At 64.0% G+C, this 22,412-nt stretch carries 20 protein-coding genes; 1 reads left to right on the top strand and 19 read right to left on the bottom strand.

Translation table 11 applies throughout. The features are described 5' to 3' along the window. Window positions 1-23: 23 nt before the first annotated feature. The 19 genes from ABVN20_RS03090 to ABVN20_RS03000 form a co-directional block, all read right to left on the bottom strand. Entirely contained in the window at window positions 24-458 is a 435-nt protein-coding gene (locus ABVN20_RS03090) for a curli assembly protein CsgF (RefSeq protein ID WP_368554005.1), read from the bottom strand. After that, window positions 455-844: a curli production assembly/transport protein CsgE gene (csgE, locus tag ABVN20_RS03085; protein ID WP_368554003.1), complete on the bottom strand. Its 390-nt coding sequence runs from the start codon at window positions 842-844 to the stop codon at window positions 455-457. Before csgE ends, ABVN20_RS03090 begins: the two co-directional genes overlap by 4 nt. Beyond that, entirely contained in the window at window positions 841-1,380 is a 540-nt protein-coding gene (locus tag ABVN20_RS03080) for a type II secretion system protein (RefSeq protein ID WP_368554001.1), read from the bottom strand. The genes csgE and ABVN20_RS03080 overlap by 4 nt, the downstream gene beginning before the upstream one ends. Then, window positions 1,355-1,729, bottom strand: coding sequence for a type II secretion system protein (locus tag ABVN20_RS03075; protein ID WP_368553999.1), 375 nt, complete (start codon window positions 1,727-1,729; stop codon window positions 1,355-1,357). The genes ABVN20_RS03080 and ABVN20_RS03075 overlap by 26 nt, the downstream gene beginning before the upstream one ends. Window positions 1,730-1,732: 3 nt before the next feature. Continuing rightward, entirely contained in the window at window positions 1,733-2,206 is a 474-nt protein-coding gene (locus ABVN20_RS03070; RefSeq protein ID WP_368553997.1) for a type II secretion system protein, read from the bottom strand. Between the two features lie 2 nt (window positions 2,207-2,208). Further along, window positions 2,209-4,053: a secretin N-terminal domain-containing protein gene (locus tag ABVN20_RS03065; protein ID WP_368553995.1), complete on the bottom strand. Its 1,845-nt coding sequence runs from the start codon at window positions 4,051-4,053 to the stop codon at window positions 2,209-2,211. Continuing rightward, window positions 4,050-4,565, bottom strand: a complete 516-nt coding sequence (locus ABVN20_RS03060; RefSeq protein WP_368553993.1) for a hypothetical protein — start codon at window positions 4,563-4,565, stop codon at window positions 4,050-4,052. The genes ABVN20_RS03065 and ABVN20_RS03060 overlap by 4 nt, the downstream gene beginning before the upstream one ends. After that, window positions 4,565-5,113, bottom strand: a complete 549-nt coding sequence (locus tag ABVN20_RS03055) for a GspMb/PilO family protein (RefSeq protein WP_368553991.1) — start codon at window positions 5,111-5,113, stop codon at window positions 4,565-4,567. Before ABVN20_RS03055 ends, ABVN20_RS03060 begins: the two co-directional genes overlap by 1 nt. Further along, window positions 5,100-5,645: a PilN domain-containing protein gene (locus ABVN20_RS03050; RefSeq protein ID WP_368553990.1), complete on the bottom strand. Its 546-nt coding sequence runs from the start codon at window positions 5,643-5,645 to the stop codon at window positions 5,100-5,102. The genes ABVN20_RS03055 and ABVN20_RS03050 overlap by 14 nt, the downstream gene beginning before the upstream one ends. A gap of 1 nt (window position 5,646) precedes the next feature. After that, the gene (locus tag ABVN20_RS03045; protein ID WP_368553988.1) at window positions 5,647-6,450 is read right to left on the bottom strand and encodes a hypothetical protein; all 804 of its coding nucleotides are present in this window, start codon (window positions 6,448-6,450) and stop codon (window positions 5,647-5,649) included. Beyond that, the gene (locus tag ABVN20_RS03040) at window positions 6,431-8,137 is read right to left on the bottom strand and encodes a GspE/PulE family protein (RefSeq protein WP_368553986.1); all 1,707 of its coding nucleotides are present in this window, start codon (window positions 8,135-8,137) and stop codon (window positions 6,431-6,433) included. Before ABVN20_RS03040 ends, ABVN20_RS03045 begins: the two co-directional genes overlap by 20 nt. 84 nt (window positions 8,138-8,221) lie before the next feature. Further along, a complete protein-coding gene (locus tag ABVN20_RS03035; protein ID WP_368553984.1) occupies window positions 8,222-8,752 on the bottom strand; it encodes a response regulator in 531 nt (176 codons plus the stop codon). Window positions 8,753-8,976: 224 nt separating this feature from the next. Further along, window positions 8,977-9,930, bottom strand: a complete 954-nt coding sequence (locus ABVN20_RS03030; RefSeq protein ID WP_368553982.1) for a peptidylprolyl isomerase — start codon at window positions 9,928-9,930, stop codon at window positions 8,977-8,979. 15 nt (window positions 9,931-9,945) lie between these two features. After that, complete coding sequence (locus ABVN20_RS03025) at window positions 9,946-11,496, bottom strand: ABC transporter substrate-binding protein (protein ID WP_368553981.1); 1,551 nt, start codon at window positions 11,494-11,496, stop codon at window positions 9,946-9,948. Between the two features lie 9 nt (window positions 11,497-11,505). Further along, window positions 11,506-12,126 (bottom strand): SCO family protein, encoded by a 621-nt coding sequence (locus ABVN20_RS03020; RefSeq protein ID WP_368553979.1) that lies wholly within the window; start codon window positions 12,124-12,126, stop codon window positions 11,506-11,508. Continuing rightward, window positions 12,123-12,782, bottom strand: coding sequence for an SCO family protein (locus ABVN20_RS03015; RefSeq protein WP_368553978.1), 660 nt, complete (start codon window positions 12,780-12,782; stop codon window positions 12,123-12,125). The genes ABVN20_RS03020 and ABVN20_RS03015 overlap by 4 nt, the downstream gene beginning before the upstream one ends. Window positions 12,783-12,795: 13 nt before the next feature. After that, on the bottom strand, window positions 12,796-14,739 hold the full coding sequence (locus ABVN20_RS03010) for a YncE family protein (protein WP_368553976.1): 1,944 nt from the start codon (window positions 14,737-14,739) through the stop codon (window positions 12,796-12,798). Between the two features lie 237 nt (window positions 14,740-14,976). Next, a complete protein-coding gene (gene mnxG, locus ABVN20_RS03005) occupies window positions 14,977-20,811 on the bottom strand; it encodes a manganese-oxidizing multicopper oxidase MnxG (protein ID WP_368553974.1) in 5,835 nt (1,944 codons plus the stop codon). A 340-nt stretch (window positions 20,812-21,151) separates the two neighbouring features. Next, a complete protein-coding gene (locus ABVN20_RS03000) occupies window positions 21,152-21,760 on the bottom strand; it encodes a lytic transglycosylase domain-containing protein (protein ID WP_368553973.1) in 609 nt (202 codons plus the stop codon). Between the two features lie 194 nt (window positions 21,761-21,954). On the opposite strand from ABVN20_RS03000, the gene gspG reads away from it, so the two are divergent. Then, entirely contained in the window at window positions 21,955-22,404 is a 450-nt protein-coding gene (gene gspG / locus ABVN20_RS02995; RefSeq protein ID WP_368553971.1) for a type II secretion system major pseudopilin GspG, read from the top strand. The last annotated feature ends 8 nt before the right edge of the window (window positions 22,405-22,412 follow it).

Genomic DNA, 22,412 nt, shown 5'->3' with positions numbered 1-22,412 from the left:
CTCCCCTTCAAACCACATCCCCATCACGGGGCCAGGCCACTCACCCTGATTTCCGAAACTTCTCCGGTCGCGCGATCTGTCACTTCGATGGTCAACTGCCCGGAATCGTCGACGACGTTGACGATGAACGCATCGGTGGACAGGCTGCCGGTGTTGCCGGTGGAGATGTTGTCCAGCAGTTGCCCGAGCAGGCGCGATTGCAATTGGCTGGAGAAACGCTCCAGGGCCGAAGTCCCGGTCGCTGCGGTGCGTTTTTTCAGGTCGGGATCGTCATAGTCGTTCTGCGCCTGGGCGTTGTTGAGCAACCAGGTGCCGTTCAACGGGTTGCCGCCGAACGACGGGTTGATCGGCGTGTAGACCAGCTCCGTGGCGTGCACCAGGGCGCAACTGCCCAGCCCGAGCAGGCACAGGCCGGCCCGGCAAAGCCCTGAACGTGGCGAGAAGTGTGTTGTTTTCATAATTCGTCCCTCTCAAGGTCCGTTGTGTCCTGCAACATGGCTTCCAGCTTGCGCTGGACGATCTGCCCGCGTACCCAGTCGGCGGCGTCGTACGCCTCGTCCTTGAGCTCCACGGTGTTGGGCGGCAGGAACCGCCGGTAAACCAGACGCTGCTGATACTCCACGGTGACCAGGGCGCCCCAGCGCGCCGAAGGTCGTTCACGCACCACCAGGTTGAAGTCCATTGGGCTTGTGGCGCGCAGGCGTTCACTGAACGAGTAGTAAAAGTCGTGGCCGATGTGCGAGATCGTGTCATCGACGATGAAGCCGAGCATTTCGTCTTCCTCCCCTGCCTGGGCGCTGGCGCAGGCCAGCACCAGGATCAGGGCCATGGCGCAGCGGTTCATGGCTGCAGCCCCTGGGGCGCTTTCGACGGGCCCTTGGCGGTACCCGGTGCGCCGTCGAGGAAGGCTTTCTCGGCCACGAACTGCCAGTCCTTGTAGCTGGCCATGCCGGCGAAATCCGACCACTGGCTGGGAAAATCCGCCTGTTTCATTGGCTTGTCCGTCGAGGCGCTGGACAGACCGGTGATGCGCCCATCGAAACCCCGTACCAGGAACCATTCGCCACCGGTGATCGGGTCCGGATACAACTGGCGCAAATGATGTTTGGGGCTGGGAAAACGTTCGTCCTGCAACAGGTCTTCCAGGGCTTTGGGGTACTGCGCCACGCCCGGCGAACTGCGGTAGTAGCTGCGCAAGGCCTGGGCATACTGGGTACCGACCCAGATCAACTGGCGCTCGCGGTCACGGCGCGAGGCGGTGGACCACAACTCGGCGGCACTGGCCAGCCCCATGCCCATCACCATGATCAGAAACAGCACGCCCAGGTATGTGAAACCGTCTTCACCGGCAGGGCTACCATTCGGAATAAAGGCTGCCATCACGCGCCCTCCCTGTAGCTCCGCTCTTGATGTCGGCGACTGCGCCCTGCACGCCATCCGGTGGTGCGACCATCACCCACATATCCTTGCGCTCGGTGATCGGGTCCATGGGCGGGTTGCGCAGGTAACGCTGCTCCACCAGTTGATCGAGCGAATCGGGGTAGCGCCCGGTGTCGCCGTAGTAGTGGTCCAGCGCTTCGCGCATCGCCGCCAGGCTCTGGCGCAGGGTGGTTTCCTTGGAGGTCTCCAGGCTGTTGAAGTACCGGGGCATGGCGATGGTCATCAGGGTTGCGATGATTGCCATGACCACCATGAGTTCCAGCAGGGTAAAGCCCTTTTGCCGACGCATGATTCACCACTCCCGATACGCAATGCCGTTGAGTCCCTTGCCCCGCGCCCTGGAATACACATCGAAGACGTCTTCGCCTTCGCGCGGGTTCTGCGCCGAGCTGTCATAGGCGCGCAAGCCCCAGCCACCTTCATCGTCGCGCTTGACCGGCACCAGCGGGTCGCGGGGCACGCGGCGCAGGAAGTAGAACTTGGCACCCTTGGCGCTGCGCACATCGCGCACGCCGTCCACCAGCACCTTGAGGTTGGGTGGGTAGCCGCTGTTGTTGAGCGACTTTTCGATATAACCGGCATCGAACGCGCGCTTGTACGCGTCGATGGCATCACGGATCTGATACAGCGCCGTGCGCAGCTCCTGCTCCTTGCCCCGGCGCACCACGGTCTCGGTCAGCGGTGCGGCCATGCTGGCCAGCAGGCCGATCAGCGCCAGCGTCACCACCACTTCGATCAGGGTAAAACCGCGTTGCGAGGCGTTCATGATCAAGGCTTCTCGATGTAGACCTGGGTCGTGGTCGCTGCCACGGGCCGGTCGAGTTGATCAACGGGACCTTTGTTCACGGTGGTCTGCATGCCGCGATCCGGCGCCTGGATGTGCATGCTGGTTTCAGTGCCGGTGGTGAACTCCATGTCCGACGGGCTCTGATACGGCAGGTTGCGCACCACACGCGGGGTGATCGACAGCACCAGCTCGGATTTGCTGACGTTGTCCTTGTTGCTGCCGAACAGCCGGCCCAGCCCCGGAATGTCGCCAAGGCCGGGGATCTTGTTGCCGGTGGCGCCGTGGTCATTGCGCATCAGACCAGCAAGGATTTGCGTTTCGCCGTCGTGCAGGCGCAGCGTGGTCTGGGCGTTGCGGGTGTCGACCTGGACCGGAATCGTGCCTTGGCGGGTCGGTTCCAGCGGTGTGGCGTTACTGACTTCGAGGGCGATCTTGATCGCCACTTCGTTGTTCAGGTGCACGGTGGGCTGCACTTCCAGTTTCAGGCCGACGTCCAGGTAAGTCACGCTTTCGGTGATCACCGGGCCCTGGGTCGAAGGCACCGAAGTGGCGCTGATGATCGGCACGCGCTGGCCGATGTGGATGCGCGCCTGCTCGCGGTTGCTCACGCGAATGGTCGGGCTGGCCAGGGTGTTGATGTCGTTGTCCTGGGCGTTGATCTTGGCCTGTGGCGAGGGGTTGATGGTGATCCGGCTGGAGTCGATGCCCTTGAGCTGGTCGAGCAGGGTCACCGGCGAGCCATCGCTGTTGATCACGCCGAAGGTGTTGGGCCATTGCAGGCCGAGGTCGAGGATGCGTTGGGTGGCGACTTCCATCACCTCCACTTCCAGTACCACCTCAGGGTTGGATTGGTCCTGCGACTGCAGGAGTTTTTCCGCCATGCGGATCGCGTCTTCGGTGTCGCGCATAGTCAGGGTGTTGAGGCGTTCGTCGACGAACACGTCGCGGGTCTTGAGCATGGTCTTGACCATGTTCAGCGCGGTGTTGGCGTCGATGCTGGTCAGGTAGAAGGTGCGCATCACCAGCTCCTGGTAATCCTTGAGCTTCTGCGGCGAGTCCGGGTAGATCAGCAGGGTGTTTTCGTTCACCACTTTCTGGTGCAGCTGGTTCTGTTGCAGCAGCAGTTCCACGGCGTCCTCGATGCGCACGTCACGCACGAAGATGGTGGCTTTCATGTCCGGGCGCAGGTCCTTGTCAAAGATGAAGTTCAGGCCGGCGACCTGGGACAGCACTTCGAAAATGGTCTTGAGGTTGGCGTCGCGAAACTCCAGGGTCACCGGCCGGTCCAGGCGCGTGCGCAGCTGTGGGTACTGGATGACGTTGCGGCTCTGCACCAGGCGGATGTTGCCTTGCAGTTCCAGGGCGCCGGCGTTTTGCGGGTCCAGTTCGAGGATCTGTTTGACCTGGCGGTCGGCGCCGTAGATGTCGCCCCGGCGCAGGTCGCCACGGGCCAGTTCGAGTTTTTCGTCCATGCTGCGCAGGTATTCGAGCTGGCGCAGGGAGTCCTGGGCGCGGCGGTTGTTCGGTTCGATGGTCAACACCCGGCTGTAGCTGGTGCGGGCCGAGGCGAAGTCACGGCGGGCGCGATCGGTGTCAGCGTCGGTGAGCAAGGCGTTGATGGCCTTGACCCGCTGGGTGTTGAGCGCCATGTGCAGTTCGGTGTCGCGAGGGTTTTCCCGCAGCCCTTCCTGGATCCGCGCCAATCCGGCTTCGTATTGCCCCTGGTCGATCAGGTCGGAGGCTTCCTTGTTGGCCACTTGCGCGGAACTGCACGCAGCCAGCGCCGCGCAAAGACCAAGGCTCATCAGCGAACGGATTGTGTTCATGGCGCGCTCCCCACAGACAACGTCTGGGACAAATGCATGGGCAGGTAGACCAGGCTCAACTCGAGGTCGGTAATGCCCTCCAGCCGCCAGGTGTCGTCGATCACATCCCCTTTGCGTACGACGTATATTTTTTCGCCGCTCTGCAAAAACACCTGCAGGTCGGAACGGTCATCCAGCCGGCCGACGAACTGGAACGGCATGGGCGGTACAGTGGGGGCCTGCACCACGGGGGCTACATTGACCGGTTGCTCGGTAACGCTGGCCAGGGTCGGCGCGGCTTTCCAGCTGCGGGCGCCGAACAGGTCACCCGCCGGGCTCAGGTCCTTGACCACTGCCGCTTTGCTTGCCTTCGCCGGCAGCGCGCTTTGGGCCTTGCTGCTGGCTTTCGGGGTAGCGGCCACCGCGACCTCGACCTCACCCTCTTCGGCCGGCATCCAGTACTCGGGCAACCAGGCCAACGCCGCGGCCACACCGAAGAAACCCAGCCATCCTGCTACGCGCTTGGTATTCATCATGACCTCGACAGGTAAAGGGTCAGGCGGATCCGTCCGGTGAGGTCGGTGTCAGCGATTTTCTTGCGCTGGAACTCCACGTCCTCCACCACCACGGCGGGCAACTGGCCGAGCAAGGCGTGCAGGAAGCGCCGCAGTTGCGGGTAGCTGCCGCGTACCGGCAGCAGGATCTGATAGCGCGCCAGATGGGTCTTGGGATCAATGCCCAGGGCGTATTCACCGCGCGACAGCGTGATGTGTTCCTGGGCGGCCAGCGCGTAGATTTTGTCGATGGCGACGGTGGCCTGGGGTTGCGCCGGCAGCTTGCTGCGAAAGTCATCGAGTTGCCGTTGCGGCACCATCGGCGCGGCCACGCTGCCCTCTTCGACCTTGGCCAGGTATTCGCGGGCCTCCTGGGTCTGCACGCTGAGCTGTTGCAGCGATTGCCAGTGCGGCATCAGCCCGGCCAGGCCATACACCAGCGCCAACAGCAGCATCGCCATCCCCGCCAGCCCCGGAACGCCGAGGCCCTGCAGGTATTCGTGGACGATCAGTCTAGGGATTCGCATCGCCAATCTCCCAGGTAGCCGACAGGTTGAATTGCACCGGATGCTCCGGCACCTTGGCCACGATTTCATGGCTGAGCAGCGACACATCGGACAGCTCGTCACTGGCTTCGAGGTTGCGGTGGAAATCGAGCATCGCCTCCAGGTCTTTCGCTTCGGCGCTGATGCGCACCTGCCCCTTGCGTGCATCCGGGGTCAGGGTCAGCAAGGCGATGTTGTCCCGGGGCATGGCTTCGAGCATGGCGAACAGGCTTTCCCAGGGCCGGCGCAGTTGCTGCGAGACCTTGCGCATCTCGGCGAGGTTCTGCGCCTGTTCGCGGATCTGTGCCGGGGTCAGGCTGACCTTGTCGACGCTGTCGCCGGTCAGTACACGCTGGGTGGTTTGCAGATGGCCCTGCTGTTGCTCGACCTGTTCGCCCAGGTGCTGCGACAGTATCAGGCAGCCCAGGGTCAGCACTGCGCCGACGGCCAGCAGGCTCCAGCCCAGAGGGCCGGAACGACGACGGGGTTGGAAATCCAGGTTGAGGGCGCGCATCTCAGGCCACCGCCCGGGACATCACGTACAGGCAATCGCGTACGGGCGTCCGGCCTTCTTCGAGGGTGCGCAACTGCACATCGGGCAACTCCGGTTGCACGTCGATGCGCGCCGGGGCATGCAGGTAGACGTTCAACGGACGCTCGCTGGTGGACGCCTGCAACTGGCATTCACGGGCAATCAGCGCGGTCAGTGCAGCATCGCTGTCGCTGCTGCCCACCGAGCGCACCGAGGCCCAGCGCTGCTCGCGGGCCAGCAGCAACACGCTGCGCACCGGCTCGGCCACCACGAACAGAAAGTCGCCGCCGTCCAGGCTGCGGTCGAAATGATTGAACGCCGCCATCAGGTACGGTTGCACCGAGCGCAGCTTCAGGCCACGGGCACGGACCAGCGTACGCAGGCGGCCCAGCAGGTCCTCGGGCAAGGCACTGGCGATGCGGTCATGGCCGGCCGGTTCTGCCGAGAGCACCAGGCTCCAAGGTTGGCTCGGCACGCCGTAGAGGTCTTCGAAGCACAGTTTGGCAAAGCCCTGCAATTCGCCGGGGCTGCTGATCTGCTCGCTCCAGGGCACCAGGCAGAAGCGGCTGAAGTGCCCGGACACCACCACGCTCAAGTCGGCACCGGCGCGGGTGTGGTCGGCCAGCAGGTGGTCGAGGGTGTCCAGTGCCACGGCCCAGGCCTGGAAACCTTCGTCGATGAAGCCGACGCTGCCCAGCCACAAGGTTTCGCTGCCACGGCGCTGGCCAAGGCCGACACCACTGGCGCCGATGACGGCGACATAACGCTCACGAGATAAAAGTGACACGATTGATCTCCTCGAGAGTGGTCCGGCCTTGTTGCACCAGTTCCAGGGCTGACTCGCGCAGCAGGCGCAAGCCACGTTTGCAGGCGTGGGCCTTGATTTTCGCAATCGGCTGGCGCTCGACGATCATCTGCCGCAGTTCGTCGTCCAGGTGCAGCAGCTCGGCGATCGCACTGCGCCCGCGGTAACCGGTGCCACGGCAATGCCCGCAGCCCTTGCCCTGGACGAAGTGATAATGGGCGGCCTGGCGGGCATCGAGGCCCGACGCTTCCAGCTCTTCGTCGCTGGGCAGGTAAGGAGCGCTGCAACTGCTGCACACCAGGCGAATCAGGCGCTGGGCCAACACGGCGTTGAGCGCCGACACCAGGCTGTAGGGGTCGATTTCCATCTGGGTGAACCGGCCGATCACGTCGAACACGTTGTTGGCGTGGATGGTGGTGAACACCAGGTGCCCGGTGAGCGCCGACTGCACGGCGATCTGTGCGGTGTCCGGGTCGCGGATTTCACCGACCATGATCTTGTCCGGGTCATGGCGCAGGATCGAGCGCAGGCCACGGGCGAAGGTCAGGCCCTTTTTCTCGTTGACCGGGATTTGCAACACGCCCGGCAACTGGTACTCCACCGGGTCTTCGATGGTGATGATCTTGTCCACGCCGTGGTTGATCTCGGTGATCATCGCGTACAGCGTGGTGGTCTTGCCGCTGCCGGTCGGGCCGGTCACCAGCACCATGCCGTAGGGTTCGGCGGCCAGGCGGCGCAGTTGGCGCAGGGTCTCCTCTTCAAAGCCCAGGGCCTGCAACTGCACGCCGCAGACCTTGTCGGCCAGGTCCTGTTTGTCCAGCACCCGCAGCACCGCGTCTTCGCCGAAGATGCTGGGCATGATCGACACCCGGAAGTCGATCTGCCGGCCATTGATGCCGATCTTGAAGCGACCGTCCTGGGGTACGCGCTTTTCGCCGATGTCCAGTTCGGCCATGACCTTGACCCGCGAGATCACCTGCTCGGCGAACTCGCTGCCCTGGATCTTGCTGATGTTGTTGAGCACGCCGTCGATGCGGTACTTGATCACCAGGCCGCTGCCGGTGGTGCCCAGGTGAATGTCGCTGGCATGCATTTTCAGGGCGTCGTACAGGGTCGAGTTGACCAGCTTGACCACGACGCTGGCGTCCTCGCTGATGCTGGTCAGCGACAGGCTTTGCAGGGTATCGGTTTGCGTGCCGGCGTCGGCCTGGGCGTTGAGCGATTCGACGGCGTGGAAGCTTTCTTCATGGCGCGCCAGATACGCTTTCAGATCGTCGGCATGCACCAGGTACAGCGGCGCGCCGTGCAGGCAGTCGTCGATCCAGGCCAGGCGCGCGCTGTCGAAGGGGTCGGCGAACACGCCAATGACCGCATCGTCGTGACGCAACAGGATGAATTCGCGCTTGAGGCATTGGGCCAGGGTGACCCGGTCGAACACCGGCGTGGCCTTGAACAGTGTGTCGGTGTCGAGCACCGGATAATGCAGGGTAGTGCCCAGGCACTGGATGAAAGGCATGGGTGCCAGTTCGCACAGCACCCCGAGGGCTTCGAGCATCCGTTCGCCGGAACTGGCGGCCAGGGCCCGTGCCTGGGCCAGTTGCTCACTGGAAAAACGCGATGGCGGGCATTCCAACTGCGCCGGTTCTACGGCAAGGGATAGACGGTCCATGGCTTGCTCTCCAACGCCGGGGCCCTTGAGCCCTGTCGACGCGGCGAGCAATTTCGGTGGTAACCGGAAGGGCTTGTCGCGCCACTACTCCCCGGTGAGCAATTGTTCGTCGTCTGGTGCCTTGGAGGTCGAACTTCGTCGGCGATCCGCCAGCACCCAACTGCCGTCGTACAACTGCAGCGGGAAACTCTCTTTCCTGCTCTGGCGTCGTTCGACAAAACCTTCGGCGTTGCCCGTGGCGGTATTCGTTTCGCGCTTCATCCCCAGAAGGTCACACACGGCTCGGGCCAGTTCCGCCATCGGAAACGGTTTGAACAGGACGTGGCTGACTCCCAGTTGATGGGCCCGTTCGCAGACTTCAGCGGTCGGATGCCCAGTAATCAGCACAAAGTGGCAAGTCCTGTTCTGGCGGACGGCTTCGAGCACCTCAAACCCTTCCATATCAGGCAAGCGGTAATCGAACACCATCACATCGGGTGCAAACTGTTCGGCTTCGCCGATACCTGTCGCACCGTCATGTGCAATCCGAACGTCCAGTTCCTGCGCCTGAAGGTAATCCTTGAGGTTTTCTGCAAGAAGCTGTTCGTCTTCAACAACCAGTACTTTGTTTAACAAGGTGGACTCCTTGAAACCGCAGGTCCGATTTCCGAGCCTGCTGGAGTGCGCGCCTTGATAGGTCTAACGCACACTTCATGCCAGGCCGAGCGCCGGTGAATTCACCGCTGCATCCCGTTGAATTTCTTCGAATAATATTTTCGTCCAGACACCCTTTCCCCCAAAGCCGGGGAAGCGCACGAAGGGTCGCTGAAGCTTTTTCCCCACTATTGGGGGGCCAATCTTCAGTCGCCGTCAATCCTTTGAATTCGATTGTCTGCGCGCAGCTGCGCGAGCACTTGCTGACGTACCTGAACTTGTCGCTGTCGGGCGAGGTATGCCCTGACCATTTCAAGCCCCTGTGCTTCTGAGACATCGACCGCCTCCAAGTGGTTCTGTAAATAAATCAAATGCCAGCCCAGCGGGGTGCGCACCGGCTCGCTGAGTTCACCGGACTTGAGGGCAAAGGCTGCCGCTTCGAACGCCGGGTACATGCGCCCACGGGAAAAATAGCCCAACTCGCCGCCTTCGCTGGCCGAAGCATCTTCGGAGCCGGTGCGGGCCACGCTGGCGAAGTCTGCGCCCTGGGCGATTTTGCCCTGCATCTCTACCAAGCGTAGACGTGCCGCCTCCTCCGTGGCGGCGTCGGCGCCTTGCGCCACTTTGACAAGGATGTGCCGCGCCTGCACGGTCTCCGGCTGGCTCATTTCGCTGCGGTGTTCGTCGAAGAACGCGCGCACGGCTTGCTCGTCCGGCTCGGCGACCTTGGTCAGCTCAGCGAACATCTGTTGGGCGGCGAGCTCGCGGCGGGTGTACTCGGCAAACCCGGCTTCATCGAAACCGGCATCTTCCAGGCGCCGGGCGAATTTCTCGGCCCCCCCCATGGCCGTGCGCATCTGTTCGACCTGGTTGCTGACGTCGGCATCGCTGATCACCACGCCGCGTTTTTGCGACTCCTGCCACAGCAGCTCGCGGTCGATCAACGCGTCCAGCGCTTTCTGCCGCAGTTGTTTGTAGGCCTTGGGATTACGGATGCTGCCCAGCGCCCGCCCCTGGTCTTCCAGGTACTCGGCGAAATAACGCTCGAAGCGCAACGCCGAAATCTCCTCGTCGTTGACCCGCGCCACCGCCGGGCCATTGCTGGCGAATGCCCCCGGCAGCCACAGTGTCAGCACCATCAACAGCGTGGTGATTTTCATGATCAAGGCCTCCGTTCAGGGTGTCGCCGTCACAGACTTGTACGGGGCGACCAGGTAGAAACGCTGGTCGGGCAGGTCCACGGTGACGATATGGGCGCCGTTCAGGCCCAGGCGCCGACCGGGCCCGAAGCTGATCAGCGGGGTCAATCCGGTCGCGAAGTCGTGCAGGCCTTCGAGGGCATTGATCAGTTTCTCGCGGCTGGCGTCGCGTCCGGCCTGTTTCATGCCTTCGCTGAACACCAGCATCGAACTGAACGCGCCGACCTGCAGCACCGAGTGCTGACCACCGAGCCCCTGCTGCTCGCGCACCTGGGTCAGGGCCAGGCGCCCGGCCTGGGTCCAATCGCTGGGCACGAACGGATAGGACAGAAACACGCGCCGGGAAAAACCGCTGGGCACCTGCATCAGGTCACCGGCCACCTGATTGGACGTGGCAAACAGGTACGGCACCTGCCCGGCCATTTCCAGGCGCTCGGCAAAACGCGTGAAATCCTCGCCGCAGCCCAGGTAAAACACCGAGCGCGAACCCAGCGGCAATTGCTCCTGGGTCGGGCCGTAGGCGTTGACGCTGACGTTCTGCCAGCCGCGCTGATGCAGGTACTGCCCGAGGTTTTGCGCCGCCAGTTGCTGGCCAGGTTCGTCCGGGTAGGTGATCAGCGTCGGCCCCTGGAGCACGCGCAGGCTGTCGGTGGCGTAATCGGCAAGGGCGAACAGTTGCTCGCGCAGGCCGGGCATCGGTTCAAAGATCTGCCGACTGGTCTGCGCCGTGCCCTGCAACGACACCGGACCAATCAGCGGCACACCGGCCTGTTCCAGGCGCGCCACCAGTTGCGAGTCGAGTGCCGGTGCCAGCGGCGCGATCAGGGCGAACACCTGCTCCTGCACGATCAATTGGTCCAGCGCGCGCTCGGCACTGGCCAGGTCCGGCCCCGGATCGACGATCGTCAGGCGCAATTGTCGGCCATGAATACCGCCCGCCTTGTTGATGCGCGCGATGCTGCCGTTGAGCACGGCGGCCACCGTCGCGCCCTCTTCGGCCAACAGGCCTTCACGGGGCAGCAAGGTGCCCAGGTGCAGGCTGTCGGGGGTCATGCCGGGGTCGCGTTCATCGGCCAGGCGCTTGAGATAGGCCGTGAGGTTGCGCTGATCGTTCATCGACAATACGAAGCGCGGCATCGCCGGGTCGAGGCGATTGTCGCCGGGGTCGCGCCCTTCCTGTACGGCCCGCGCCAACGTACGGTCGGTATAGGCCGGATAGTCGCGGCCATTGATTTGTTGCTGGCCGTAAGTGCTGGTCAGGCGCGACCAGCTCAGGTCCGGCGGGCGTACCCCACCCTCGGGCCGGCCCAGGCCATCGGCGCCATGGCAGTTGGCGCACGGCAGGCTGGTGGCCGGCAGTACCATGTTCGCCGCCCCGACCCGCGCCATGATCGCTTCGCCGCTGCCCGACACGCCTTCGCGGTACAGGCGTTTGCCGGCACTTTCTTCAGGCGTCAGGGACGCCGCCTCGGCGTGGAGGTAACCCGCACCGAGCAACAACAGGCCGAGGACCAGGGCGAATTTCATGGCGCACCCTCAGCGACCGGCCACGGGCATTGTCAGCAACTGCAAGCGCTGAGCAATGGCGGCGGGTGGCGCATCAGGGCGGATCTTGCTCCAGCGTTTGTTGGCCACATCCCCCACGATCAACTGGGTGGAATGCTGCTCGGGGGTCGGCACGATCTGGCCGATTCGGCTCAGTACAAGGTCCATTTGCGCCTTGTCGCCGGTCAGAAAAAACCAGTGGGGCCCATCGACGCCCTGTTTCAAGGTGTAAGCCTTGAGCACCGCTGGCGTGTCCCGCAGCGGATCACTGGTAAGGGAAATGAAGGTGATGTCGTCCGCCTTGTCGCCCAGTACTTCACGCACTTCCTTGAGTTTCTGGGTGATCAGCGGGCAGGCATCGTTGCAACTGGTGAAAATCACATTGAGCAGCACCACGCGATTTTGCAGCGCGTCGCTGTAGAAACGCAGGGTGTTGCCGTTCTGGTCCTGCAACGGCGTGTCGGTGAACCAGGTTTTCGCATCGCGGGTGCCGGTCGCGGGTTGCGCCGCCGCGACCTCAGGCGTGGCAGCCTGATGCCCTTCATGGGCGAACGCCATGGCGCTGAAGATCCAGAAACACAGGGTCAGGGAGATCCAGTCGATGACTCTCATGGTTGTTGCTCCGTGCTGGCGATGGCGGTGTGCTTGGCGTGGGTGTTGCGCTGGCCACTGATTTTTTCCACTTCGCGGGTCAGCACGGCCGGGTCGGTGAAACCGTAGTAACGGGTCCAGTGGCGGCTGTTGCCGTCACCCACTAGGATCAGCGGTTGGTGGCTCTTGAAGTCGCCACTGAAACTGCCCAGGCCCTTGAGGGTTTCGTTGACCGACTGCGGCGTACCGGTGAGCCAGCTCCAGCCCGGCCCCTTCTGGAAGGCGCGGGCGTAGTCGTTGAGGCGTTTGGCGTCGTCGCGTTGCGGGTCGATGCTGATCGACACCAGTTGCACTTCCTTGCCGACCCTGGCGCCGAGCTGTTGCTGGACCTTGCCCATGATCGAGGAGACCACCGGGCAGACCGTTGAACAACTGGTGTAGATGAAGCTCATGACCACGATCTTGTTGCTGACCAGGTCTTTCTCCAGGCGCACGCTCTTGCCGTTCTGGTCCACCAGTGCCACGTCGGCGAAGCGGACCTGGGCGCTTTCGGAACTGGCGCTTTTGGCTTGCGCGGTGTGCCCGGCGTGTTCATCCGTCGAATGCGCCAGGGCCTGGCCGATGCCGCTGGCCAGCAGGCAGAGAGTCAACAGTCCGGATTGTGTGAATCGAATCATGTCGATGTCCTCTTCAATGAGCGGCGTCGGGCAATACCCGAACACTGGCAAACGTTTGATCGCCGAAGGTTGCGCCAAGGGATGGCGCGCGTACGTGCAGGTACCATGCACCCTTCTGGTCGAGCGTGACCGGAGCTTCGTAGATGCCGTTGCCGACGTCCCGAGTGGCAACCTGCTGCGGCCGTGAACTGGGCGCCAGGAAGTAGCGCAGTTGCACATCCTGAACGCCGCTGCGCACGACATTCTGTTTGCCCTGGACGATGCGCAACCGCACCGTGTAGGGCTTGCCCAGGGGCGCAGTGGACTTGTCGAGCAGGAACTCGACTTTCGCCACGCCGGTCGGCTGTGCAGTGCGGGTGTCCGGCTCGACCACGGCGCTGAAGCAATGGATGATGTTCGGCTGGTTGAGCAGGAACGCCACGTCGAAACGCCCGGCCGCCGGCAACTTGATCCGCGAGCTGTACAGACCCGGCTCGACTTCGCGCAGGCTGCGATCAATCACCAGCGCCGCCCGCGCCAGTTGCCCACGGTTGGGGTAACCGGACATCGGCGCGTTCATGCCTTCGGCGTAGAAGTAGGTGGTGTTGTCCACCGGGTTGACCACGAACACCGCATTGTCGTCGCGCGACACCGCCAGGCTCGACGCCAGCGGCAGGTCGCCGGCCATGCGTGGCGGTTTGGTCCCGGCCTCGAACCCTTGGGTGATCGGCTTGCGCCCTTCCCCCAGCGACGCCAGGTTGATCATCGTCACCTTCGACGAGGCCAGGCCACGCACGTAGGCATAGGCCTTGGTGAACACCACTTGATAGGGCTCGGCGGACACGTCCAGGTCATGGATCAGCGCGTCGGTGGCAGCGTCGATCACCGAGGCCCGGTTTTCCAGGGTGTTGAGCACGATGCCGAAACGGCCGTCGGCGCTGAAGCCCATCGGACCCAGGCCCTGCTTGAGCTGGATCACCCGACGCACCGACTGGCTCGTGGCATCGACCACGGTGATGGTGCCGTCCTGACCGTCGGCCACGTACGCAGCGCCGGACAGCGGCGAGTACACCACCGACAGCGGGTGCGAGCCGGTCTTGAGTTGCTTGAGCAGGGTCAGGCTGGCGATGTCGATGATGCTCAGGGTGCCGTCGTCGCGATTGGTGACGAAGGCGAAGCGGCTGTCCTTGCTGAAGGTGATCTCGTGATGACCGGCGCCCGTGGCCAGGTGCTTGAGGGTTTTCAGGCTGCGGCTGTCGATCACCGTGACCCCCGATTGCTCGGCGGCCTTGGCGTTGTTACCGACCCACAGCAGGCGCTCGTCCGGTTGCAGGGCCACGCGCATCGGGTTGCTGCCGGCAGCGATCGAGTCGAGGACCTTGAAGCGTTCGCTGTCGATCACCGCCACTTCGTTGGCCAGTGGCATCGACACGAACACCCGTTTGTTGTCACGGGGGGTGACCCAGTCCATCGGCGGTTGCTTGATGTCGATGCGGGCCATGGTGCTGGTGATGCCGCCCACCGAGACCGTCGGATCGACCACCATGACGCTGGCGTCGCGGTTCATCACCAGCAGGAAGTAGCTGTTGAGGTCGAGCAATGGCCGTGCGCCGATGTTGGACTTGAGGAACACGCCGACTCGCGACTTGCAACTCTTGTCGCGGCCCTGGGCCTGCTCGGCGGCCATCGCCTCCGGGTCCAGCCAGGCACCGGGCGCCGCGCCTGCCAGCGGCTGGCCGGAGGCCTTGTCGGTGATGCGAAACAGCACGTCGGCGAACTCCCCTTCGCGCAGCACGCCGTCATCGGCCAGTGGCCGCACCTGCAGCGCCACCGACACGCCATCGCGCTCCAGCGTCTGGCCGGCGGGTAGCGCAACGTTGCTGAGCTGAGTCGGCGGCGTGGTGCGCCAGACACTCAGCCAGATCACCGCCAACCCGATGACCAGCGTGCCTGCGGCGATTGAGATGGTCTTGTTCATTGTTGTTCTCCCCTGGTAAACCTGCCAACCCGATCCCCTGTAGGAGCGAGCTTGCTCGCGACGAGGCCAGCACCTTCAACATCTCAGCGCCTAACACTCCGCTATCGCGAGCAAGCTCGCTCCTACAGGTACTGCGTCGTCCTTTGTGGGAGCGGGCTTGCTCGCGATGGCGACATCAGCCTCACCACAAAATGGTGGTGAATGCATCGCGAGCAGGCTCGCTCCCACAGGTTCCTGCTACGGCGCGGGCGCCGGTTCCGGCTCATTGGTCACCCGCAGCAATCCCCACAACCCGGAGATGTTTCCGTAGGCGCCGTAGTCGCGGAACAGGTAGTCCCCCGGTATCGCATTGACACCCCCGGCGCTGGGCAACATGAAGCTGAAGTGCGCTGCCGGCAGGATGCTTTCGTGGGCGCCGATGTACATCGACATCGGGTTGTAGCCGAACTTCACCGAGCCCACGCCCGGGGCGCCCATGGGGTAGCCGCCGGTATCGCTCTTCTCCGACAGGAACGGGTTGGCCGACCAGACATGCCCGTCGAGCTGGAAGGTGGTGCCGCGACTGCCGCCGGTCGGCATCAGGATGTGAGTCCTGAACGGTTGCCCCGGTTTGGCGTACAGCACCGGCGTTTGCGGATCGCCACCCACCAGCGCGTTGCTGTAGGCCATGTGCGCGTTGGTCATGTCACCGTAACCGGCGCCATCGGCATGCCCGAACGGTGCGTCCGGCGCCAGGCCGAAGCGGTACCACAACGGCTCGCTCCGGTAGTTGATGGCCATGCTGGAGTTGTCCTGCGGATCGGTCGGCACGCCGAACCCTTCCGCCGCAATCCCTTCCACCGGCCGCCCGTTGGCCCAGCGCATGTTCAACGCCTTCTGCCAGACCATCGCAAAGTCGCGGTAGCTGGTTTGCCCCGGTGCGGTGACCGTCGCGTTGACCTTGCGGGTGTCCTCGACCCAGGTCGCGCCCATCGGTACCACACTCATCGCCGCAGCCAGGCCTTTCTGGCCCTGCTTGATCACGTCCGCCGGGGTGAAGTTCAAGCCGCCGAACTCGATCGCCGTGGCATTGATGTTGTCGACGTTGCGACCCAGTTGGGTGATCGGTTTGCCTTCACGCTCCAGGTGCCCGGCGTAGTACTGGTAGGTACGGTTCGGGTAGGCGCCGCTGTTGCCGACCCGCGGTGGCACGGTCTGGGTCGGGTTGGCACCGACGTTGGCGCCATCGGACTTGGTGATGTCGTAGGCCAGCAATTGCGCGTGCAGCCCCACATGGCTCGACGGCCGCATCAGGTTGTTGCTGAAGGTGGTCGAGCCGGTGCCGCTGTTGCGGTCGCGCTTGACCATGCCTTGCATCACCGCGGTCTGGGTCAGGTCCGGCATGACGCTGGGCAGACGGTTTTCCAGGGTGATGTTGATGCAGTCACCGGCTGCTGCACGCAGCACCAGCGGTTCGACGGGCACACCGGCCTTGAGCTTGCCTGTGGTCGGGTCGAGATCGGCCTTGCGTACATACAGGATCGCGGTCGGGTCATGCAGCGGCCCGCTCTGCCCGCCGATGGTGATGGTTTCACCGTCTTCGGGGTCGGTCACGGTGACCTGTGGAATGCTCACCGTGCGCGAGTTGAACACCAGGGTGCCGCCCGCCGGGTTCAACGGCCCACCCACGTGCATGCCCAGGCCAGCCGGGTCGCCGATGGTCAGGCCCAGCGGGTTGGTGAGGATGTCGTTGGCCAGCGCCGCGACCACTTCATAGTTGCGTTGCGGCGTTGGCCGAGTGCCGATGCCGTTGGGGTTGGCGCCAATCCGTGGGCAGACGCCGTCGAACGCCACGGTGTTGCGCATGCCGGTCGGCTTGGCGTTGTTGGGGATGGCGAACAGGTCGTTGCGCTGCGCGGTGTAGTTGCGCATCACGCCCCAGATGCCACTCCAGTAGCCCTCGATCGAGGCGTCCATCGAGTACAGGTAGTCACCCGTGGTCGCCGCCGAGCTGGAGAGCATCGACACCGGCGCAATGAAGCCCATCTGCTCGGAGATGCCGATCATCTGCGACGCGCGCCAGCCGGAGTTGGAGCTGTTGCCGAAACCGGAACCGCTCTGCAGCCATTTCACCCCGTGCAGCGTGACGTTGTGCTCCTCTTCATGGCCACCGGCGTGCACCCGCAGCCGCACGTTGTCACCGGTGTAGGTGCGCAGCATCGGGGTGAACGGATCCCCTGCTTCCGCGCCGCCCTTGTTGATGTGTGGCGGGAACAGCGTGGTGCCGCCGGTTGGGCCGGTGGCCGCGGTGATCAGGTTCGGCGCCAGGTTCATCGCCGGGATCGCACGGTCGGTACGGCTTTGCATGGCATACGCCAGGTCGCCGCCGAGGCCGTCGGCCTGCATGCCGCGCTTGCCGTCCGGGCCGACCTTGTTCGGGTCGTACACGCGCAGGGCCAGCGGCTCGTTGCGGTAGTTGACGACGAACATGCCAGGGTCATCCACCGAGATCGCCTGCGGACATGGCCGGGTCGGGCAGCCCGGCACGATGCCGCCCTGCACTTCCAGGATGCCATCGAGCAAGGTGCTGGCGTTGTTGCGCACCGGCGGGTTGATGGCGTAGCGGAAGCTGTCGGCGGTCGCCGGGAACGCTTGCGGGTTCGGCACGCCGTTGGGTCCTGCGCCTACATACACACCCGCTTCATAGGCGTGCTGGAAGTCGCTGTACTCGAGGAAGAACTCACGGAAGCTGTCGTTCTTGCCGTCGCCGTCCAGGTCGCCCGTGTTGATCACCGCTTGCCAGGAAGTCGGCCCGCCGTCCTGGCGCGCGCCGCTGTACAACGGCTCGCCGGTCTCGGCATGGAACCAGGTGGAACCGGCCGGTTCAGCCAGCACGGTGGCGTACAGGCCAATCTGTTGGTGAGTCGATGGGCCGAGGTGGTCGTGGGTGAATATGGTGCCCAGGCCACGGTCCACACCCTTGGTGTTGATCACCGGATCGACGAACCAGCGCTGCATGGCCGTGCGTGCGCCCACCCAGTCTGCCCGGCCGTATTGGCCGAAGAACGGATGGTTTTTCGCCTTCGGACAGGCCGGAGTGCCATCGCGCGGGTCGGTGTCTTCGCACTGGTTGTATTGGCGAATCGCGTGGATGCGCTCCTGCACGGCGCCAGGGGAAAGCACGCCATCCTCGTAGTTCCAGCCGTTGGCCGAACCATCGGCGGCGGTCAGGTCCCACTTCGGCAGGTGGATGTGCTGGCCGATCACGTCGGTCGGTGTACGCACCTGGTAGTCGTCCATTTCATAGACGGCGGGCACCAGGTTGGTTTGCTGGTACTGCACGCAGTCGAAGGTGTTCATGCGCATCACCAGAGGCTCTGGCGGACGCTGCTTGGTGATCACCGGCCAGGCGTCTTCCCACAGCGCCAGGATGCGCGCTTGCGGGAAGTGATAGCCGACCTTGTTGTACACCGCGTCGAACTGGATGTTGGCCGCCTTGTAGATCCGTGGGCGGTCGGCGGTGAAGGTCGAGGCGCCGGTGAAGGTCATGCCGTCGATGCGCTCGCCGCTGGCGAACTCGCCGGTGCCGGCGCTGCTGGTCAGGCGTTTTTGCCGGTCATCCATGCAGGGTTCGTAGTACGGCGCGCCGGCCACCGGCAAGGCACCGTTGGTGCGGAAGTTGCGCGGTACGATCTGGTTGCCCGGCAGCAGGGCGAAACTTGGGTGATCCTTTTTCGCATGGAAGGCCATAGCCGCCTGTTCGACTTCGGTGCCCTCTTCCGGCAGGTACAACGGCTTGGCACGTGTCACTTCCTTGGAGAAATCCAGCGAAGTGGTCACGGTCAGGGCTTCGCCACCGGCGGAGAAGCCGTCGAGGGAATGCCGGCCCAGGCCGCCGTCCCAGCCACCGGACTGGTTCGGGTCGAGGTTGGCCCACAGGGCCTTGCCGGTGGCCTTCAGGCTCTGGGCGGTGGCCGCGTCGAGCATGTCCAGCGGTGGGGTCGGTGGGCGTTGGCCGACCGAGCTTTCCATGCCGCCGATCCAGAACGGATAACCAGGGTTTTTCAGGGTGCCGTCGGCGTTGCGGTTGGCTTCGCTGCGATCGACCAGAGCCAGCGAACCGATGGCTTGGGCGCCACCGCCATGGTGCTGGCCGCCGTCATCGTCGTCCTCATGTTCTTCGTCATCGTCGTCATGGCCAGCCACCAGGGCTTCGCCGATTTTCGGCACGACGGCGACTTTGCCAGGCATCGGCGGCATGGCTTTGCCCGGCAGCGGCACCACGGCCGGGATCGGCGTACCGGCGATGATTTCACCGTCAGGCAAGGCCCGCGCACCCGCAGCCGGTTTACCTTGGCGCAGGGCGTAAGGTTCGCTGTGATAGCCGTCGTTGCCCTGCTGCGAGACTTCCAGTCTGGTGCCTTCTTCGAACACATCGTGCACCCGCCACATGGCCCACATGCCCTGGGCGAAGTGCGGGTAGAAGTGGCAGTGGTAGATCGCATCGCCCGCGACCCGGTTGCGGTTGCCCGAGCCACCGTTGGCGATTTCATAGGTGTAGCCGGCGCCTGGGCCGATGCCCTGGGCGTCGACGTAGTCGGAGTTGTCGTCATTGGGGTTGAACAGCCACTGGTGCCCGTGCAGGTGGAAGATGTGCTGCTCGTGGCCGTTGTGGGTGTTGCGGAATTTGACGAAGTCACCGATGTAGCTGTGGTTGACGTTGGAAGGCTCCGACGGATACAGCGCCATGCTCGCCTTGACCCCGATCTGGTCGGCGCGCGGCGTCTGGCCGGGAGTGATGCCTTCCAGACCGGCGTTGGCCGGCACGTCCACCAGCATCGCCACGTCGCCGACGGTGTGGGAACTGAGGAAGAACTCCTCATAGGCGCAGGACAGGCAGTCGTGCATCGGCCCCACGCCCAGGCGGTTGGCGACCACTTCGGCGCCCATGCCACCGGAGCCATAGTTGATCATGAACGAATCGCGGGTCGGCTCCAGCACGTGGGCCATCACCGGGTCGGCCCAGTACGCGGGGAACGCCTGGGTCGCCGCGGTTTCATCCTGGAACTGCGAGGCGAAATCGCGGAACGGTTCCAGGCGATTGGGCAGCGCCGGGTTGCGTTTGCCCACCGCTTCCAGCGCGTAGGTGGCGGCCGGGAAACTGCCGTCGGCGTTGCTGCCCATGACGATGGCGTCGCTTTCGCTGGAGATGATTTCGTTGCCGTCGACCATGTTGATGATCGGTGAACCGGCCTTGCCCTCGCGGATCCACGGCTCGCGTTGCGGGTAGCGTGCCTGGTAGTCGACGATCGGTTGACCGGCCGGGGTACGCCCGGTGCTGGCCAGGCGCATTTCTTCTTCGGTAAGGGTGTTGCGGTAAGTGCGACCGCCCTTGGGCACCACGGCCACCTGGCCGAACAGCCCGTTGGCCACGTTGCCGGCCGCGCCTTCGCCACCGAAGGTCGCGCCACGGCTGCTGACGGCGAACACCCCTTCACGCTCGGCGTACAGGGTGTAGGACCGGGTGGCACCCGGCGGGATCAGGGTGTTGGCGTTACGCCCGGTGAACGACGAGATGTCATCAATGCTATTAACGGCCTGCAGACCGTTGACCTGGAAACCGACATGACGGTCGGCGACCTGCTCGTCGACCTTGAACTGGTCGAGGTTGCCGACTTCGATGCCTTCTTCTTCCTCACCCTCCTCCTCACCCTCTTCATGGGAGCCGGGGTTGGCCTGGTAGGCCAGGAGGTTTTGCAGGTTGACGGTCAGGCAGTCACCGGCGGCGACGCGCAGCACCAGAGGGCGCGGGCGCTTGTCCGGCCGCAGCGACACTTTGCCCGGCACCGCCGCGCCGCCCTGGGCCAGCGACACTTCGTTATCGTCGACCACATCACGCCGCAGGGCGTAGATCATGCCGTTGACGTTCTGCGCGCCAAGGCGGTTGAACATCAGCGGCTGATCCAGTGCCACGACGTTGGCCACCAGATTGCGTTCGCAGCGCGCAGCCGCCTCGGCGAGTTCGACGCCGAGCAGCGGCGCAAGAAACAGCAGGAGGTTAACCAGGTGATGAGCGTGGTGTATGCCGGTCATGATCAGGGGCCTCGCTGTGGGTGTTCACAGGGAATGGTTCTCGACAAAAGCCCTTCAGCAATCTGCATGCCATAAATATTTTTGTTGTTTTTCAGATGGTTGCGTAAACGATTTGATAAGTGGGGGGAAATTCCCCACCCATTTCCCCCACATTTCGGGTTGATGGCAGATTGCCCAATGTCAGCGTTTCCACTGTGGGAGCGAGCCTGCTCGCGATGAGGGATCGGCCAACGTCCATTTCGACTGACACACCGCCATCGCGAGCAGGCTCGCTCCCACAGGGGCTATCAACAGTCAGGGAGATCAGGGGCAATTGCCCCACATCTGGGGCAACCGCGAATTACAACGGCGCGTCCGCTGCCAGGCCCTGCAAACGGCGGTACTGGCGCAGCACGCTGGGGACATAACGCTGGGTTTCGGCAAAGGGCGGGATCACCCCGCCGCGGCTGAGCACCGCTTGCGGCCCGGCGTTGTAGGCGGCCACGGCGAGGGCGATGTCGTTGTCGAACAGGGTCAGCAGGCGCTTGAGGTATTTGGTACCGCCCTGGATGTTGGCCTTGGGATCGTAGGCATCGGTCACCCCCATTTCCCGGGCGGTGTCGGGCATGAGCTGCATCAAGCCCACCGCCCCTTTGGCCGACCGCGCGCTGGGGTCGTAGGCGGACTCGGCCTGGATCACCGCATGCACCAGCGCCGCCGGCAATTGATTGGCCGTGGCGGCCGCCGACACCAGCTCGGCAAAGGGCTGCCGGGCGATCATCTGCGGCTGTTGATCGAGGCTGACCAGCGACGATTGCGGCTCACGGATCACCCGTTCATAGGTGCGCCCGGGGCGGTGGACGTTGGACAGCACGTAGCCGCCATTGGCGTCCACGGAAACGAAGACATCGGCCTGGGCAGCGCCCGCCAGCAGCACACAACCGAGCAATCCCGCGGTGAGTGTTTTCATTATTGTTCTCCCCTGGCCGGCCCCGAAAAATGGGGGTAATGCCCCAATGGCCGGTGGTAAATCAGCCATACGCAAGCACTGTGCCGACTGCGGGGAGGCCCATGATTCAAGGGTTGCGCGAGGTTGCCTGGGGGTGAGCATGGCAATTGCATGAGCGGCTTTGGCGACCCTTCTGCCGACTCTGTGAGGTCATCATGAAACAGCAACTGTCTTGCGCCCTTCGCGGGCGTCCAGTGCGAACCCAGCGTGGGTTCACCCTGCTCGAATTGTTGGTGGTGCTGGTGGTACTCGGGCTGTTGGCCGGGATCGTCGCACCGAAATATTTTGCCCAGCTCGGCCGTTCCGAAGTGAAAGTGGCCAAGGCGCAAATCGAAGGCCTGGGCAAGGCCCTGGACTTGTACCGCCTGGAGGTCGGCCACTATCCGTCGACCGAACAGGGCTTGCAGGCACTGGTCACCGCGCCCAGTGACGAAACGCGCTGGACCGGCCCGTACCTGCAGAAAAAACTGCCGCTGGACCCCTGGGGTCGCAGCTACACCTACCGCTACCCCGGCGAAAATGCCGAATACGACCTGCTGTCCATGGGCAAGGACGGCCAACCCGGCGGCGACGGCGAAAACGCCGAAATCACCAGTTGGCAATGACCGGAGGT

Source organism: Pseudomonas sp. MYb118 (assembly GCF_040947875.1).
GTDB lineage: Bacteria > Pseudomonadota > Gammaproteobacteria > Pseudomonadales > Pseudomonadaceae > Aquipseudomonas.
The sequence above is the reverse complement of the archived record's forward strand: the minus strand, read 5'-3'. Positions and strand labels throughout refer to the sequence as shown.

Coding starts and splice junctions, on each gene's coding strand:
- ABVN20_RS03075 (WP_368553999.1), bottom strand. CDS start 1,729: ATGCGTCGGCAAAAGGGCTTTACCCTGCTGGAACTCATGGTGGTCATG.
- ABVN20_RS03020 (WP_368553979.1), bottom strand. CDS start 12,126: ATGAGAGTCATCGACTGGATCTCCCTGACCCTGTGTTTCTGGATCTTC.
- ABVN20_RS03070 (WP_368553997.1), bottom strand. CDS start 2,206: ATGAACGCCTCGCAACGCGGTTTTACCCTGATCGAAGTGGTGGTGACG.
- ABVN20_RS03060 (WP_368553993.1), bottom strand. CDS start 4,565: ATGAATACCAAGCGCGTAGCAGGATGGCTGGGTTTCTTCGGTGTGGCC.
- ABVN20_RS03065 (WP_368553995.1), bottom strand. CDS start 4,053: ATGAACACAATCCGTTCGCTGATGAGCCTTGGTCTTTGCGCGGCGCTG.
- ABVN20_RS03055 (WP_368553991.1), bottom strand. CDS start 5,113: ATGCGAATCCCTAGACTGATCGTCCACGAATACCTGCAGGGCCTCGGC.
- ABVN20_RS03025 (WP_368553981.1), bottom strand. CDS start 11,496: ATGAAATTCGCCCTGGTCCTCGGCCTGTTGTTGCTCGGTGCGGGTTAC.
- mnxG (WP_368553974.1), bottom strand. CDS start 20,811: ATGACCGGCATACACCACGCTCATCACCTGGTTAACCTCCTGCTGTTT.
- csgE (WP_368554003.1), bottom strand. CDS start 844: ATGAACCGCTGCGCCATGGCCCTGATCCTGGTGCTGGCCTGCGCCAGC.
- ABVN20_RS03040 (WP_368553986.1), bottom strand. CDS start 8,137: ATGGACCGTCTATCCCTTGCCGTAGAACCGGCGCAGTTGGAATGCCCG.
- ABVN20_RS03050 (WP_368553990.1), bottom strand. CDS start 5,645: ATGCGCGCCCTCAACCTGGATTTCCAACCCCGTCGTCGTTCCGGCCCT.
- ABVN20_RS03015 (WP_368553978.1), bottom strand. CDS start 12,782: ATGATTCGATTCACACAATCCGGACTGTTGACTCTCTGCCTGCTGGCC.
- gspG (WP_368553971.1), top strand. CDS start 21,955: ATGAAACAGCAACTGTCTTGCGCCCTTCGCGGGCGTCCAGTGCGAACC.
- ABVN20_RS03080 (WP_368554001.1), bottom strand. CDS start 1,380: ATGGCAGCCTTTATTCCGAATGGTAGCCCTGCCGGTGAAGACGGTTTC.
- ABVN20_RS03030 (WP_368553982.1), bottom strand. CDS start 9,930: ATGAAAATCACCACGCTGTTGATGGTGCTGACACTGTGGCTGCCGGGG.
- ABVN20_RS03010 (WP_368553976.1), bottom strand. CDS start 14,739: ATGAACAAGACCATCTCAATCGCCGCAGGCACGCTGGTCATCGGGTTG.
- ABVN20_RS03000 (WP_368553973.1), bottom strand. CDS start 21,760: ATGAAAACACTCACCGCGGGATTGCTCGGTTGTGTGCTGCTGGCGGGC.
- ABVN20_RS03090 (WP_368554005.1), bottom strand. CDS start 458: ATGAAAACAACACACTTCTCGCCACGTTCAGGGCTTTGCCGGGCCGGC.